This is a genomic window from Methylobacterium sp. B4 (genome assembly GCF_003201865.1).
Lineage (GTDB): Bacteria > Pseudomonadota > Alphaproteobacteria > Rhizobiales > Beijerinckiaceae > Methylobacterium.
In genome coordinates, this window is sequence record NZ_QJJJ01000020.1 from 57,468 (window position 1) to 72,631 (window position 15,164).

16 protein-coding genes, 1 tRNA gene and 3 pseudogenes are annotated in these 15,164 nt (G+C 64.9%); 13 read left to right on the forward strand and 7 right to left on the reverse strand.

What is annotated here, in order from left to right; genetic code table 11:
- Window positions 1-13: 13 nt before the first annotated feature.
- Entirely contained in the window at window positions 14-898 is an 885-nt protein-coding gene (locus BY998_RS19220) for an AprI/Inh family metalloprotease inhibitor (RefSeq protein ID WP_110353269.1), read from the reverse strand.
- A gap of 14 nt (window positions 899-912) precedes the next feature.
- Window positions 913-1,884, reverse strand: a complete 972-nt coding sequence (locus BY998_RS19225) for a 2-hydroxyacid dehydrogenase (protein WP_110353271.1) — start codon at window positions 1,882-1,884, stop codon at window positions 913-915.
- A gap of 292 nt (window positions 1,885-2,176) precedes the next feature.
- On the opposite strand from BY998_RS19225, the gene leuC reads away from it, so the two are divergent.
- The 3 genes from leuC to BY998_RS19240 all read left to right on the forward strand — a co-directional run bounded on the left by leuC (window position 2,177) and on the right by BY998_RS19240 (window position 5,549).
- Window positions 2,177-3,586 carry a 3-isopropylmalate dehydratase large subunit gene (gene leuC / locus BY998_RS19230; protein WP_110353273.1) on the forward strand — a complete coding sequence of 470 codons (1,410 nt, stop codon included), beginning with the start codon at window positions 2,177-2,179 and terminating at the stop codon, window positions 3,584-3,586.
- Window positions 3,587-3,740: 154 nt separating this feature from the next.
- Window positions 3,741-3,825, forward strand: a tRNA-Leu gene (locus tag BY998_RS19235).
- 86 nt (window positions 3,826-3,911) lie between these two features.
- The gene (locus tag BY998_RS19240) at window positions 3,912-5,549 is read left to right on the forward strand and encodes a DUF6538 domain-containing protein (RefSeq protein WP_245421654.1); all 1,638 of its coding nucleotides are present in this window, start codon (window positions 3,912-3,914) and stop codon (window positions 5,547-5,549) included.
- Window positions 5,550-5,880: 331 nt separating this feature from the next.
- Here the strand turns inward: BY998_RS19240 and BY998_RS19250 are convergent, their stop codons facing one another.
- Entirely contained in the window at window positions 5,881-6,081 is a 201-nt protein-coding gene (locus BY998_RS19250; RefSeq protein WP_110353274.1) for a hypothetical protein, read from the reverse strand.
- Between the two features lie 233 nt (window positions 6,082-6,314).
- Between BY998_RS19250 and BY998_RS19255 the strand changes: the two genes are divergently transcribed.
- Window positions 6,315-7,205, forward strand: coding sequence for a 3'-5' exonuclease (locus BY998_RS19255; RefSeq protein ID WP_110353275.1), 891 nt, complete (start codon window positions 6,315-6,317; stop codon window positions 7,203-7,205).
- Window positions 7,206-7,209: 4 nt separating this feature from the next.
- Here BY998_RS19255 and BY998_RS19260 read toward each other — a convergent pair whose 3' ends face one another.
- Window positions 7,210-7,401, reverse strand: coding sequence for a hypothetical protein (locus BY998_RS19260; RefSeq protein WP_146221811.1), 192 nt, complete (start codon window positions 7,399-7,401; stop codon window positions 7,210-7,212).
- A 265-nt stretch (window positions 7,402-7,666) separates the two neighbouring features.
- Here BY998_RS19260 and BY998_RS19265 point away from each other — a divergent pair, with 265 nt between their 5' ends.
- Genes BY998_RS19265 through BY998_RS24840 form a run of 4 tightly spaced genes read left to right on the forward strand, consistent with a single transcriptional unit; the run spans window position 7,667 to window position 9,931 of the window.
- Window positions 7,667-8,242, forward strand: coding sequence for a S24 family peptidase (locus BY998_RS19265; RefSeq protein ID WP_210205506.1), 576 nt, complete (start codon window positions 7,667-7,669; stop codon window positions 8,240-8,242).
- 2 nt (window positions 8,243-8,244) lie between these two features.
- Complete coding sequence (locus tag BY998_RS19270) at window positions 8,245-8,670, forward strand: VOC family protein (protein WP_110353287.1); 426 nt, start codon at window positions 8,245-8,247, stop codon at window positions 8,668-8,670.
- 2 nt (window positions 8,671-8,672) lie between these two features.
- Window positions 8,673-9,470, forward strand: coding sequence for a Y-family DNA polymerase (locus BY998_RS24835; RefSeq protein WP_245421655.1), 798 nt, complete (start codon window positions 8,673-8,675; stop codon window positions 9,468-9,470).
- Window positions 9,437-9,931 carry a DUF4113 domain-containing protein gene (locus BY998_RS24840; RefSeq protein WP_245421656.1) on the forward strand — a complete coding sequence of 165 codons (495 nt, stop codon included), beginning with the start codon at window positions 9,437-9,439 and terminating at the stop codon, window positions 9,929-9,931. Before BY998_RS24835 ends, BY998_RS24840 begins: the two co-directional genes overlap by 34 nt.
- Window positions 9,932-10,151: 220 nt before the next feature.
- Here the strand turns inward: BY998_RS24840 and BY998_RS19280 are convergent.
- Window positions 10,152-10,460, reverse strand: a pseudogene (locus BY998_RS19280) (transposase); the annotation flags it as partial.
- A gap of 712 nt (window positions 10,461-11,172) precedes the next feature.
- On the opposite strand from BY998_RS19280, the gene BY998_RS24040 reads away from it, so the two are divergent.
- The 4 genes from BY998_RS24040 to BY998_RS24055 all read left to right on the forward strand — a co-directional run bounded on the left by BY998_RS24040 (window position 11,173) and on the right by BY998_RS24055 (window position 13,105).
- Window positions 11,173-11,373, forward strand: coding sequence for a hypothetical protein (locus BY998_RS24040; protein WP_146221812.1), 201 nt, complete (start codon window positions 11,173-11,175; stop codon window positions 11,371-11,373).
- Between the two features lie 85 nt (window positions 11,374-11,458).
- A complete protein-coding gene (locus BY998_RS24045; protein WP_146221813.1) occupies window positions 11,459-11,815 on the forward strand; it encodes a hypothetical protein in 357 nt (118 codons plus the stop codon).
- Between the two features lie 64 nt (window positions 11,816-11,879).
- Complete coding sequence (locus tag BY998_RS24050; protein WP_146221814.1) at window positions 11,880-12,188, forward strand: hypothetical protein; 309 nt, start codon at window positions 11,880-11,882, stop codon at window positions 12,186-12,188.
- 557 nt (window positions 12,189-12,745) lie between these two features.
- Entirely contained in the window at window positions 12,746-13,105 is a 360-nt protein-coding gene (locus BY998_RS24055; RefSeq protein ID WP_146221815.1) for a hypothetical protein, read from the forward strand.
- A 136-nt stretch (window positions 13,106-13,241) separates the two neighbouring features.
- Here BY998_RS24055 and BY998_RS19285 read toward each other — a convergent pair.
- Window positions 13,242-13,484: pseudogene (locus tag BY998_RS19285) on the reverse strand (integrase core domain-containing protein); the annotation flags it as partial.
- A gap of 247 nt (window positions 13,485-13,731) precedes the next feature.
- On the opposite strand from BY998_RS19285, the gene BY998_RS19290 reads away from it, so the two are divergent.
- Window positions 13,732-14,958, forward strand: coding sequence for an IS110-like element ISMch4 family transposase (locus BY998_RS19290; protein ID WP_110353279.1), 1,227 nt, complete (start codon window positions 13,732-13,734; stop codon window positions 14,956-14,958).
- A gap of 94 nt (window positions 14,959-15,052) precedes the next feature.
- On the opposite strand, the pseudogene BY998_RS19295 reads toward BY998_RS19290, so the two are convergent.
- A pseudogene (locus tag BY998_RS19295) lies at window positions 15,053-15,164 on the reverse strand (IS481 family transposase); the annotation flags it as partial.

Here is a 15,164-nt window from a genome sequence, read left to right on the forward strand (position 1 = left end):
ACGCCGCCCTCCCCTACGGCTCCACCTTCCGCAGGACGAAGGCGACGCCGATCTCGGGATCCCGCCGCCAGCGCCCGTCCCCGGTCGCCACGAGGTTCACCGCGTGGCCGCGCCGCGCCTTCAGGGTGAGGTGGCCGTTGGCGAAGCGCCAGCTCACCGGATCGAACACCGTGATCCCGCTGTCGCGGCAATCCGGCTGCAACCTTACGGGCGCCGCCTCCCGCTCGGTCCCGGCGGACGCCGCGAGTTCGATGCGGCAGACGTCCTTCTGCGTGGCCCGGTCCAGGGCGTAGAGGCCCGGCGCCGGCCCCTCCGGCGGAGGCGCGGGCGCCGCTGCCTCCGCCGAGGCCGCCGGCGCGGGCGATCCCGCTCCGGCAGCCGGGTCGGGCGGCCGCATCGCTGCGATCTGAAGCGGCACGAGGTTGTAGCGCTCGCCGCTCTCGGCGGTCGCCCCGAGGCTCATCCCGTCCGGGTTGCGGGAGAAGGCGAGCAGGGGCCGCGCGTTGCGGTCCACGAGGCGGATGCCCTCGCCCGGAAACAGCCAGCCGGTGATCCCGGCCATGAGCGGCAGCGCCCGGCGGCAGCCGGCGGGAAAGCGCACGACGCGCCCGCTCGGGCCGGTATCCGTCGCGAGCGTCAGCACGCAGCGGCGGTTGCCGCCGGCGAGCGAGAGATCCCAGGTGCCGGCGGCCCCCGCCAGCGTCTCGGGCAGCGTCTCGGGCAGCGTCGCGAGGCCCGCCGGCGCGGGCGCGCCCTCCGCGGGTGCGGGGGCGGCCGGAGCCGGCTCGGTGACGGGCAATTCCGGCGCGGGCGGCGCAGGCGACGTGTCCTGCCCGCGAGCGGCCTGCCCCGTCAGGGCCAGCGCTGCCAGCGCCCCCGCGATCGCCCATCGTCCCATCCTCGGCCCCCTCGTCATCGCCCGCTCCAGGGCGTCTCGGGGACCGGCGTCACCGGGCCCTTGCCGTCGAACCAGGACAACAGGTTGTCGCCGAGCACCCGGGCCATGGCCGCGCGGGTGTAATGCGAGCCCGAGCCGACATGCGGCAGCAGCACTGTCTGGTCGAGGTCGATCAAGTCCTGCGGCACGTGCGGCTCGTTGGCGAACACGTCGAGCCCCGCCCCGTGGATCGTCCCCGCCGTCAGGGCGGCGACCAGCGCCGCCTCGTCGATCACGCTGCCGCGGGCGATGTTGACGACGATGCCCTCGCGCCCGAGCGCGGCCAGCACCGCGGCATCGACGATCCCGTTCGTGCCCGGCCCGCCGGGGGCGGCCACGACGAGCACGTCCACCGCCCGCGCCAGTCCGAGCAGGCTGTCGTGATAGGCGTAGGCCACGTCGGCCTGGGGCGTGCGGCCGTGATAGGCGATCGCGACGCCGAACCCCTCGAGCCGTTGGGCGATGGCCCGCCCGATCCGCCCGAGCCCGAGGATGCCGACCCGGCGCTCCCGCAGGCTGGTGGTGAGCGGGAAGCTTCCCTCCCGCCAGCGCCCGGCCCGCAGGTAGCGGTCGGCCTGCGGAATGCGGCGCAGGGTGGCGAGCAGCAGCCCCACGGCGAGGTCGGCGACCTCGTCGGAGAGCACGTCCGGCGTGTGGGTGACGACGATGCCCCGGCGGCGGGCCTCGCCCACGTCGATGGTGTCGTAGCCGACGCCGAAGCTCGCGACGATCTCGAGCCGCGGTAGCAGGTCGAACAGGGCGGCGCCGATCGGGCACATCGCCCCGACCGCGAGCGCCCGGATGCGCGGGCCGACCGCGTCGAGGAACGCCTCGCGGTCGGGCGCCTCCTCCATCCGGTGCAGCCGGAACCGCCCGGAGAGCCGCTCGGCCACGTCGGGGCGGGTCTGACGGATCAGCAGGATCTCGGGCGTCTCGTCTGGCGGCACCGGCTCACGGCCTCAAGGAGGAGATCACGGGGGCGATCGTTGGGCGATCATAGGATGGAAAACCGGAGTAATGCCGCGCCGCGCCCCGGTCCAGCGGCCGGCCGGGGCCGAGGTCGCGGCGCGATCGGAACGCGGCAAAACTGTCATGTGCGCTGCCGCCCTTCCGAAATCGGCCGGAGAGCATTACACAAGGGTCTCTTCCGGATCCTCCCTGCCGTCCGGCCGCGCGATGCGGCCCGGCGGGGGCGTCGTCCGTGACGGAGCCCTTCAAACCCCGCAAGACACCCGCATCATGACCGCGCCGCGCACCCTCTACGACAAGATCTGGGACGACCACGTCGTCGATGTCGAGCCGGATGGCTCCGCCCTCCTCTACATCGACCGCCACCTCGTGCACGAGGTGACGAGCCCCCAGGCCTTCGAGGGGCTTCGCGTGGCCGGCCGCCGGGTGCGCGCGCCGCACAAGACGCTGGCCGTGGTCGATCACAACGTCCAGACCTCGGACCGCTCCAAGGGCATCGAGGATCCCGAGAGCCGGACGCAGCTCGAGGCTCTGGCCGAGAACGTGCGCGATTTCGGCATCGAGTTCTACGACGCGCTCGACCAGCGCCAGGGCATCGTCCACATCATCGGGCCGGAGCAGGGCTTCACCCTGCCGGGTCAGACCATCGTCTGCGGTGATTCCCACACCTCGACCCACGGCGCTTTCGGCGCGCTGGCGCACGGCATCGGCACCTCGGAGGTCGAGCACGTGCTCGCCACGCAGACGCTGATCCAGCGCAAGGCCAAGAACATGCGGGTGACCGTCGACGGCACCCTGCCCCCGGGGGTCAGCGCCAAGGACATCGTGCTGGCGATCATCGGCGAGATCGGCACCGCCGGCGGCACCGGCCACGTCATCGAGTATGCCGGCGAGGCGATCCGTGCCCTCTCGATGGAGGGGCGGATGACGATCTGCAACATGTCGATCGAGGGCGGGGCGCGGGCCGGAATGGTCGCCCCCGACGCGACGACCTACGCCTACGTCAAGGACCGCCCGAAGGCGCCCAAGGGCGCCGCTTTCGACGACGCCCGGCGCTACTGGGAGAGTCTCGTCACCGACGAGGGCGCGCAGTTCGACCGGGAGATCCGCCTCGACGCGGCCAACCTCCCCCCGCTGGTCTCCTGGGGCACCAGCCCCGAGGACATCGTCTCGATTCTCGGCACCGTGCCCGACCCGGCACGGATTTCCGACGAGAACAAGCGCCAGTCCAAGGAGAAGGCGCTGGCCTATATGGGCCTGACGCCGGGCACGCGGATGACCGACATCACCCTCGATCGGGTCTTCATCGGCTCCTGCACCAACGGCCGGATCGAGGATCTGCGCATCGTCGCGAAGATGGTCGAGGGCCGCAAGGTCCACGAGGGCGTCTCGGCGATGGTGGTGCCGGGTTCCGGCCTCGTGAAGGCGCAAGCCGAGGCCGAGGGGATCGACCGCATCCTGAAGGATGCCGGCTTCGACTGGCGCGAGCCCGGCTGCTCGATGTGCCTCGGCATGAACCCGGACAAGCTGCGGCCGGGCGAGCGTTGCGCCTCGACCTCGAACCGCAACTTCGAGGGCCGCCAGGGACCGCGCGGGCGCACCCACCTCGTCTCCCCGGCCATGGCGGCGGCGGCGGCGGTGGCCGGCCGCTTCGTCGATATCCGCGAGTGGCGCGGCTGAGACGGTTCGACGGACCGCGCGGCGCGGGCATGTTGCCCCCGCGCCGCGCCCGAAGCCTGCTTCGGGATTTTTGGCAGCCGTCGGCGAAACAGCGATTGACGCCCCCGCCGTCGCCGCCTAAACGAACCCCATCGCCGACCGGCAACGGTCCGGCGCCCAGGTGGCGGAATTGGTAGACGCGCTGGTTTCAGGTACCAGTCTTGCAAGAGGTGAAGGTTCGAGTCCTTTCCTGGGCACCATCAGCTGACTAAGCCGCTGAGCCGCAAAAGCAATCAGTGAAAACAGAGACTTAGGACTGCCCGGGTGGTACAAACGGGTGGTACAAATGTCGTTGATGACGACGCGTCCCTGGAAGCATCCCAAAACCGGCATCTACTATCTGCGGCGGGCCGTGCCAGCCGACCTTCTCGCGCTTATCGGCAAGCGCGAGGAGAAGATCAGCCTTGGCACGAAGGATCCGGTTCGCGCCAAGAGCCTCCATGCCCGTGCCCTCCTTGAGCTGGACGAACGGTGGACGAACCTCCGCGCAGGCCCAAAGCTGCTGAGCGAGCGCGAGGCACACGAGATGGTCGAGCCACTCTACGCATGGTGGATCGACCAGCATCGTGATGAGCCGAGTCAGCAGGCCTTCTGGCGGATTGATCTGGGAGAGAATCTTTGGCCCCGCCGCCTGTCGGGCTGGTCGCTTCAATCGAACCTGGCTGCCACGCTCATCAAAGAAGCGGCAGATCCATTGGTCGGTGCTCGGCGAGACATGGAGGAGTGGTGCACCGATCAAGCTGATGCCGTGCTGAAGCAGCGCGGCATTGTTGTCGATCAGTCGAACCGTCGGAAACTCGCTCGGGCTATCGCGGCGGTGATGCAGCGGGCAAGCCTCGCCGTCAGGGCCGCGGCGCAGGGCGAATCTCTCGACGTCGGCCAACAACCGATTGCGCGTTCAACCTTGCCGTCGTCGGCGATGGCGGTTCAGCCGTACGGCACGGCGCCGATTATGCTGCCGCCGGCAAAGCTGAGTACCCTGGTCGAGGCTTGGTGGCGCGAGGCCGAACGGACCGGCAAGTCGGTTTCAACCCGCGAGGCGTACGCTCACGCCTTCCGCCTGCTGACCGCCTTTCTTGGGCACGACGACGCGCACCGCGTGACGAAGCAAGATATCGTTCGCTTCAAGGATCACCGTCTCGCCAGCCGCAAGCGCAACGGTGAGTTGGTCTCGGCCACGACGGTCAAGAACAGCGATCTGGCTGCTCTGAAAGCCGTGTTCGGCTGGGCACACGACAATGGACGCGTTGCCGAGAACCCGGCAGTTGGCGTGACGGTCGCCAAGGCTGCAAAAGTGAAGCTGCGCGAGCGTGAGTTCACAGCCGAGGAGGCGCGCACGCTGCTTCGCGCCGCCTTACACCTGACGCCGGGCAAGGAGTTGCCGCAGACCTACGCCGCCAAACGCTGGATCCCCTGGGTGCTCGCCTTTACCGGGGCGCGCGTCGGAGAGATCGCGCAGATGCGGCGGCAGGATCTGCGGCGGGAGGCGGTTGCTGGGTACCCCGACGGTGTCTGGATGCTCCGGATCACCCCGGAGGCGGGAACGGTGAAGACGAAGCAGGCGCGCGACGTGCCCTTGCACCCGCAGCTTGTCGAGCTCGGCTTTCCAGCATTCGTGCAGACTGTGCGGGCTGAGCGACTGTTCATCGTCCCAGATGCCGCGGGCGGGGTCGCGGGTCCGTTGCAGGGAGTGAAGAACCGACTCAGCGAATTCGCGCGTCAGTACGTCAGCGATCCCGGTGTGAGCCCCAACCATAGCTGGCGGCATCGCTTCCGTACGGTGGCAACGGAAGCGGGCGTAGCCAGCAACGTCATCGACGCGCTGTGTGGCTGGTCGGCTCGAAGCGTCGGCGAACGCTACGGAAGCGTTTCACTGAAAGCACGTGCGGACGCCATCGCACGCTTGCCGCAGATCACCCTATAGCTTCTGTGCATCACATGAAGCCTGCAGCCTCTGAGCACTGCATCTTGGCGCAATCGAAGCAGCTGTAGATCGAGCGTATCAAACCCCGACAAGCATCGCTGCCAATCACCGAAATCGGCTACCTGTCGTGGTTCACCTCGCCGGCACTGGTGCAGGAGAGCGGCGGGCAGGTCGCCCTCGTCCCCCGGTGGCTGGACGCCGAGGCCGCTGGGCCGGCATGGGCGCTGGCTGAAACCGACCGACAGCAGCTCAGCCTGTTCGCCTGAGCCAGCCCACGAAAAAAGGGCCAGCCTCCCGGCTGGCCCCTGCGTCGCTCGCGCGACGTCCCGCCTTACTCAGCGGCGGTCATGTCGGGGGTGTAGTGCCCGCACCAGTCGGTCGCGCCAACCACTGGCCAGAGGCCGTGCGCGTCCGGGCCGGGCTGGTTCGCCGGCGGGTTGAAGCGGCACAGGCCCTCATCGTGTTGCGCGGCCGCGCCATTAACCTTGTGCTCGTCGAAGAATTTGCAGCTCTCGCACTTGGCGTTCGCCATGGGAATACTCCTACAGCTGGCGGGCGGCGCTGCCGCCCTGATATGAATTAGAACAGATCCAATCTGGCGGTTCAACGAACAGGCCGTGGCAGGGTTCCCGCACCCGCTCATGCCTTGTGGACGGCTGGGGCATTCCGCTGGTCAGCCTGTCGCAGGCCCGGTTAAGCTCACCGGCACAGCCGCACGGCAGATCCGCCGCCGGCCAGGGAGAACCAAGCCGGGACCGTGTCGCCGTGAACCAGCCCCTCGACAGCATCGCGACCGTGCTCGAAAGCACGGGGGACTACCGCGTGCTGCGCCGGCTGGCGCCGCTGGCCGACAGCCCGGAGCCGCCCAGTGAGCCGACGTTCATCGGCCTCGTCGTCGACGTTGAGACCACCGGCACCGACTTCGCCGCGGACGAGGTGATCGAGCTCGGCATCCTCAAGTTCGAGTACGGCGCCAGCGGGCGCATCTACCGGGTGCTCGACACCCTCAACCAGCTGCATCAGCCCAGCAGGCCGATCCCGCCGGAGATCACCCGCCTGACCGGAATCACCGACGCCGACGTGGCCGGCAAGCGGATCGATGATGAGGCGGTGGCCCGGATCGCGGCCGACGCCGCGGTGGTCATCGCCCATAACGCCAGCTTCGACCGGCAGATGTGCGAGCCGCGCTGGCCGGTGTTCGCCGAGAAGAACTGGGGCTGCTCCTGCCACCAGATCCCGTGGCGGGCCGAGGGTCACGAGGGCATGAAGCTCGGCTATCTGCTGATCGACCACGGGTTCTTCCACCAGGGTCACCGGGCGATCGATGACTGTCACGCCCTGCTCCGGCTGCTCGACAGCCCGCTCCGGACCTCCGGGCGCCTGGCCCTTTCGTGTCTCCTCGAAACCGCCCGCCGGCCCACCGTGCGCCTGTGGGCGCAGGGCTCGCCGATCGAGACCAAGGACTTGCTGAAAGCCCGCCGCTACCGCTGGAGCGGCGCGCGGCGCTGCTGGTACATCGATCTCGAGGAAGACCAGATCGAGATCGAGCGGTCGTTCCTAAGCGAAATCGTCTACCGGCGCCCCTGCGGCGAGCTGCCGGCCGACCGGTTCACGGCCCGCGACCGGTTCTCCGCGCGGACCAACCCCGAGTTCTAGCCGGTCAGTCCTCCCGGTCCGGACCGTCCCAGTCGTCGCGCAGGGTCAGCTGGCCGACTAGGTCGTGCAGCTCCTCTGGCAGGTCGTCGTCCTCGCCCGTCTCCAGCAGCAGGCCCAGGCCGCGCGCGATGCCGTGCAGCCGCGGATCCGCCGAGGCATCGATGTAGGTGGTATGCAGATGGTCGAACGTACGCATCACAGCACCCTGATGACCGATCATTGCGGGCAGCCTCGCCCGGTCGGCGCAACAAGCCGTAAAGGTTGAGCAAGAATTACGGCGTCCACGGCCCTCCCGTGCTGTCCGGCACACAGCTGCGGACGGACTGCATCGGCAGCCAGGTTGTCCCCAGAAGACACAGGCCTGCCTACAAAACAGGCATTGACACAAGAAACTGTCTGGACCTCGGGCCCGCTTCTGCGTTTGATTGTTTGTAACAGTTAATCAAACGGAGGGCGGGCCAATGGCCGAGATGAACAGGCGCGGCGGTGCCCGCCCCGGCGCCGGGCGCAAGGTTGGCTCACGCCACGCCGAGGCCACCACCGTTGTCCGCCTGCCGGTGGACCTCGCCGCCGCCGCCCGCCGGGTCGCGGAGAACCGTGGCGGCAGCGGGAGCGGCATCGGGGCCTTTCTCAAGGGTGAGGTGCGCCTAAGCGCCAGCGCCCCCCTCGTGACCGCTTCCGTGGCCTGCGGGTTCCCCTCCCCGGCCGAGGATCACCTCGAGCGCCCGCTCGACCTCAACGAACTGCACGGGATCGGCTCCCCGTCCGTGTTCCTCGTCCGCGTTGCGGGCGAGAGCATGACCGGCCGGGGCCTGTTTCCCGGTGACGTGGCCGTGGTGGACAAGGCCAAGCCGCCCCGGAACGGCTGCATCGTCGTCGCCTGTCTCAACGGCGAGTTCACGATGAAAACCTATCAGCGGCGCGGCGAGCGCGTGACGCTCAAGGCCGAAAACCCCGCGTTCCCGAACATCGAGGTGCCGGCCGAGGCCGACTTCCAGGTGTGGGGCGTCGTCACCGGCAGCTCGCGGACCTTCTGAGCATGGAACCGCGTCTCAGCCTGATTACCCTCGGCGTGACTGACCTAGCGCGCGCCACGGCCTTCTACGAAGCCCTCGGCTGGCCCCGGAAGGTGCGGGACGCGCAGGGTGTCGCGTTCTTCCAGCTCGGCGGTCTTGGGCTCTCGCTCTATCCCCGTGCCGACCTCGCGCAGGATGCCGGCGTGGCGGTTCAGGCGCAGCCCTCGCAGGGCTTTACGCTGGCTTACAACACCCGCAGCCGTGACGAGGTAGACGCCGTGCTGGCGGCGGCCGAGGTTGCCGGAGGCCGGATCACACAGCCCGCCCAAGACGCGGTTTGGGGCGGCTACCACGGCCACTTTGCCGACCCCGAGGGCTTCCTCTGGGAGATCGCCTGGAACCCCGGCTTCACGCTGGCCGCAGATGGTTCGCTAAGCCTGCCTGACTAGCCATGGCTGGCCCCATTGCAATCGTTGACTGCAACAACTTCTATGCGTCGTGCGAGCGTCTGTTTCAGCCAAAGCTAATTGGTAAGCCCGTTGTTGTTCTCTCTAACAATGACGGGTGTGCCATTGCCCGCAGTAACGAAGCCAAAACCCTTGGCGTGAAGATGGGCGACGCCTACCACCTGAACAAACAGCAGTGGGCGAAGTGGGGCGTTCGGATATTCAGCAGTAATTACACCCTGTACGGGGACGTCTCCGCCCGCGTTATGCGGGTGCTGTCCGACTTCACCCCAGACCTGGAAATCTACTCGATTGACGAGGCGTTTCTTGGCCTGTCCGGGTTCGCCGACCCGGAGGGACACGCCCGCATCCTGCGGGAGACGGTGGGCCGCAAGACCGGCATCCCCGTGTGTGTCGGGATCGCGCCGACCAAGACCCTGGCGAAGGTCGCCAACCGCACCGCCAAGAAGACCCCGGAGAGCGGCGGGGTGTGCTACCTCGCCACCGAGGCGCAGCAGACCGCCGCCTTGGCAAAGCTCACCCTTGATGACCTCTGGGGCGTCGGCTACCGCCTGCCCCGCCGGCTGGCCGAGATCGGCATAACAACCCCGCTACAGCTCCGCGACGCCGATCCGACGATGATCCGCCAGCGGTTCAACGTGATCCTGCAGCGCACCGTCATGGAGCTGCGGGGCGTCCCTGCATCGACCTGCAGGAGGACAGCCCGGACAGCAAGACGATATGCACCTCGCGCAGCTTCGGGCGGTACGTGGAGACGTTTGAGGAGCTGGCCGAGGCGTTGACCGCCTACGTGTCGCGTGCGGCCGAGAAGATGCGCAGGCAGGGCCTGGCGACGCCCGCCATCATCGTCCTGTTGAACACCAACAAGCACAAGCCGGATCAGCCGCAGTACTACGCCACGCGACACGTCAAGCTGACGATAGCCACGGCCGACACGGGCCGCCTGATCCGGGCGGCCCTGTTCGGCCTGCGGGAGATCTACCGGCCGGGGTTCCGCTACAAGAAAACGGGCGTGCTGTTCCTCGACCTGGCTCCCGCCGCCAGCGTGCAAGGCTCCTTGTTCATCCAACCCGACACGCCGCAGCGGGTGCGCCTTATGGAGATGGTGGACGGCCTCAATCGTCGGTTCGGCCGGGACCGGGTGCGGTTCGCGTGCAGCGGTATGGCGCGGAGCTGGAACCTCAAGGCGGAGTTCCTATCCCAGCGTTACACAACGCGGTGGGGTGAGTTGTTGGCAGTTTAGGAGTATAACAACGCCATGACCCGAAAGCCTCTTACAGCGCGAACATTTCATCCGCTTCCATTTGAGAACTTGGAGAATAAACGATTTGAGGACCTGGCGAGACAGTTAGCATATGACTTTAAACCGTGGCGGCAGCTGGAAGCTACAGGGCGCACCGGCTCTGACGACGGATTTGATGCAAGAGGGTTTGAGATCGTACAGGTAGATAACTCTCCACCGCCACACTCGCTCGGCTCCAGTCGATCTCGCCGGCTGCGTGAAGGCGCTTCAAGAGACCCTGATGCAGCCGAGCCCACACGCCGGCCTCTTGCCAGTCCCGCAGCCGCCGCCAGCAGCTCATGCCCGAGCCGCACTTCATCTCGACCGGCAGCCACTCCCACGGGATGCCCGTGCGCAGAACGAACAGGATGCCAGTCAGAGCAGCTCGGTTCTCCAGGGGAGGACGACCGCCTTGTGGACGAGGCTTCGCGGCAGGAAGAAGCGGGGCGATCTCCAGCCAGAGATCGTCGGGGAGGATCGGTTTGGCCATCCTCGCCAACGCGCCATAACCCGTTTTGTTAGGCGCTCTTAGCCCGCGACTTCGGCCTAACACGGCGGCCGCGCGAGAGATCTACGATGTCATCTGGCGGGAGGCTTCGGCGACCGGCGCCAGCGATGATGACAGTACTGTAGGCCACTAGAAATGACTGTTTGCCGCAGTATTTCTGAAATCTTACTGATGTTTTCGCTCATTGAGACTTTTTGCGGCCTCCATCATCTCAGACCGGCCGGGACCGAAGCGGCTGAGAATCATGTGCACCCTGTCTCGTGAGACATTGTACTTTATATTCAGCTCTCTTAGTATTTCCACAAAATCACTTGCGCTACATTTTTGATCCTCTAATGCGGCGGCAAGAGCATCCGCCGAAGCCATCATCGTGAGTTTGTGCTTTATCTCCACCGTTGAAGGAAGTCGTACTCTACGTCCGAAACGCAGTATTGTGAACATGATAGCAAGCTTTCTATTGAGGACTTTCCGAACCTGATTGGTATGCCATAGCTCACATTGCTAGATCTCAGCTGCCCATCTTAAGCAACGTTCCAGGACTTTTGCTGTTCCCGCCTGTTCGTAAAATACCGCACAAGGCGAAAACCAATTATTCTAATGAATCTTATTGACAGGTCTTGAATCTCATATCCTAGTAATTAACTAATGAATTGAGAATCGCCTATCCATAGGATTCAGGAGTTTATCAATGGGCATGACTGCGTTCGTGCTTTCGAATTGTGAGGGTAAGATTGTTCCGGCAAATCAAAACCAAATGTTTTCACGCTTTGATCAAGGAAAAATAGAGGATATTGCGGAGCTGAAATCCCATCAGCCTGAAGTATCTGATTCTGCCTGGTACCATGATGTGGCTGTCTGGGAAGAAAATGTCCAAAGCTCCAGCGAAATACGGTAAAGATACGTCTGCAATGCCGGCGACTACGTCATCAATCTGCTGCTGAGTGCATAACCGAGAAGACCTTGAAGGCACGGAGTATACCATGACACTACCTAGACTGACCGGCCTAGAATATCACTGGTTCGGAAAAAGCCATTCGCTGGCATCAGCTTACTCAAATCATCGGGGTATGGAACTCGATCCAGCTGTTGCAAATGTAGTTCTGATGATAACAAATGACGCACGATCCTGCTATACGGGTCCTCAATCATTGCGGCGGCTCGCTGAGCGGTTAGACAACGAAGCAGATGACGCTGTGTTCATGGAATCGTTGGCGGAGCATAGTGACAGCAAGCAAGTAGAGGTTAGTCGTCGCGTGGAGGCGATGCGCTGTCTTTCATCCTGTTTCCTCGTGACGGCTGATGAGCTTCAGGCTGCTAAAGAACAATCTGTTATTTGATTATAGTGGGATACTGCTCGTTTTTACAGCAGCCATTTTTAGCTTCATTGTGAGATGAGATACAATGACCAGCTTCGGTAAGCGGCAATTACTTAAATATCTCGGCACGATGCGTGGGCGAGGTACTCTGACGATTGGGAATGATCGGGTCAAAGTCGGCATCGTCAGCTATGAGATCGATAGCTATCTTGACCGAAACACACATTCTGCCGACGGCCAAATCGAGGGCTCAACAGCGCATCTAAAACGGGCTTTCGATGCCGGCGACACACAAATTTTCTTGTCTGAATGCAGATCTATTGAGGTTGTACTCAATGACCCGAAGGGCAGTTCGGCGACCGAGATAGTGATCCAAGGCAGGCTTCCGCTGTGATCGTTCGTGAAATTTATACTCCTCGAAAGGCAATCACTATGTTCCAAAGGGCAGTGCGAGCTACAGCCTTGCTTTTCGTGTGTCTTCTACCAGTATCTATAGCGGCCAGCTGTAGGGTGGGCGCGGAAGTTTCTATACCAAAGGTTGGTGCTGATCGGTCAGAAGCTAATAAAATTAGCGATATGAAAGCGCGGGTTGAACATGCTCAAAGCTTAGCGGAGGCCCGCGAACGCCGCTGGGATCGCAAGATGAAGGCTGTCAGTGAGAGCATCTGCAGAGGCTGCTGAACGCAGTTCTGCGTTGCGGAAAGTTTGAGAAGAGGGCAGCACCGGTTGCAAACTTTCAATCATGATATGCGGCTCCCGGTCCTTTCCAGTCCAGCCGGCAAGGCTGGCAATTGGCCACGACATGTTGATGACGTGTCAAACGTGCAACCAACACGTCCGCGCTTCCTGTAGTCCTCATCGAAGCCAAACCGGACGTGCCGCCGGAGCCACGACGATGCGTCAGGCGGCATCGGCGACGAACGCGTTTGTTGGCGGCTTGAGGAGGCGACCATGCACAGTCGTGAAGGCTCTGACACCGAGGTCGCCACGGACACTCTGCTGCGGAGCCTCGTTGAGAATAATTGCGTTGGCTCAACCTTCAATTCCGTGTGCGATGGAGGAGCGCTCACCACATGGCAGGTGCCGGGGAGGGCACAGCTCGGGCCGGATCTTGGCTGCATCGGCATAGACCCAACGGGAGATGCCAACTGGGTGGAACTCCTTGTTCTTGGCGAAAGCATTTATGCAGCTGGCGGTCTCGATGCCTTGGACGAAGCTAATATGCACATTGTGCAGATGGATCCGCAGCATGCAGACTGGCGCGCTATGGTGCTAGAGAGTGTGTGGTTTAATATCGGGCGTGGGCCTTGATGCGACCGCATGGTGGAGGTGCGGAAGCAGATGCTCGCGGCGGTACGCGGGGCCCAAAACGAAGACCCTGCCGCGGCAGAGCTAGGCGGGGTAAATGCGACCTGTTTGACGCACCCCTCAGCATAGAGCGGGCGGACTAGGTGTATGGTCCCGGGATGAGGTGTGACGGGTCGATCCTGAAGCGATTGGGCTCTTTCGTCCAGGCATTCAGGATGAACTCGGTGGGTGTCAGGCCCCGCAGGGTCTTGAGCCTACGAGCGTGATTGTAGGTATCGACGAACAGGTGCAGATGCGCTCGAAGCTGGTCGTGACTGTCGTAGTGGTAGCGCTTGACCGTCGCGTCCTTGATCGTGCGGTTCATCCGCTCGACTTGTCCGTTATCCGGCATGTTGACCCTCGGTGCCGTCGCGTTCCGCTGATCTTCGGATCGGCGCTGTGGTGAGCGCATCCGGGACACGGGGCACCGGGAGCACGTGAGTGCGGGCAGGCCGACCCTTAGACGATGGGCTGCGAGCCCGAGCCGCTATCTGGCCGCCCCTGCGGCTCGCCCGGATGCGCTGCGAGCGCGGATCCGTAGTTGCCGTGTTGCCCGCCAGCTCCCGTGATCGAGACGAGGAGATAGGCTCATGCGGGTTGTAGGATTGGACATCCACCGCGTTTTCGCCGAAGCGGTGATGCTGGAGAACGGCGCGGTCCGGCGTTTTGGTCGAATCGGCATGACGCGCGATCACCTGACGGCGTTCGCCAAGACGCTGACGCACGACGACCATGTCGTCGTGGAGGCGACCGGCAACGCCAGCGCGGTCGCGGAAGTGATCCGACCGCATGTCGGTCGGGTGGTGATCGCCAACCCGCGCCAAGTGCGGCTGATCGCCGAGGCGCGGATCAAGACCGACATCATCGACGCGACCGTGCTGGCGCGGCTCTATGCCAGTGGCTTTCTGCCAGAGGTCTGGATCCCGGATGAGGCAACGCTTGCGCTCCGGCGCCAGGTCACACGCCGCACCCAGATCGTCCGGCAGCGGACGCGGCTGAAGACGATGGTGCAGTCGATCCTGCATGCGCATCTCGTGCCGCCCTGTCCCCACGCCGATCTGTTCGGGCCGCGGGGACGGACCTGGCTGCTGGCACAGCCGCTGCCCGGCGACGATAGTGATGCCGTCGCCCGGCACCTGCGTGAGTACGACCGGCTGAGTGAGGACTTGAAGGTCGTCGAGCGTGAACTGGCGCGCGAGGCCCGCGCCGACGCGAACGTCACGCGGCTGATGACGATCCCGGGCATCGACTTGGTGGTCGCAGTCGGGCTGATCGCCGCCATCGGACCCGTGGCGCGGTTCGCCGGCCCGGATCGGCTCGTGGCCTATCTCGGGCTGAACCCGAGCGTGCATCAGTCCGGATCCGGCAAGCCACGGCATGGACGCATCACCAAGCAGGGGCGCAGCCACGCCCGCACAATGTTGGTCGAGGCGGCTTGGCAGGCGGTGCGCGGGCCCGGTCCACTGCGCGCCTTCTTCCAGCGCGTGTCGGCGCGGCGTGGGCCTCACGTCGCGGCCGTGGCGGTCGCACGCAAGCTGGCGGTGATCATCTGGCACCTGCTCACGCGGGGCGAGGACTACGCCTGGGTGCGTCCGGCGCTCCACGCCAAGAAGCTGCGGGAATTGGAGCTGCGCTCGGGCGAGCCGGCACGGCGTGGTCAGCGCGGAACGGCCTACGCCTACAACCTGAGCCGCGTCCGGCAGGAGGAGCGGCGGCGTGTCGAGCAGGCGGAGGTCGCCTACCGACGCCTGACCGAGGGCTGGAGCCGGCGTGGGCGACGCGTACCCACGGGCGCCGCAAAGGAGGAGCGACTCTGAAGACGGCGCGGCCGGGCTTACACCTCGAACCCGGCTCTTCGTCACGCGGTCGCCCGTGGGCGGCAACAAAATAGCACGGATCGCAACAAGGGGACTGTTCAACCTCATCCGTGGTCCAAGGATGGTTCACCTTGGTCAGCCGATGCTCGATGTCATGCTCGTCGCAGACGCGGTCGAAGATGTGCTGGCTGTCGTAGATGTCCTGT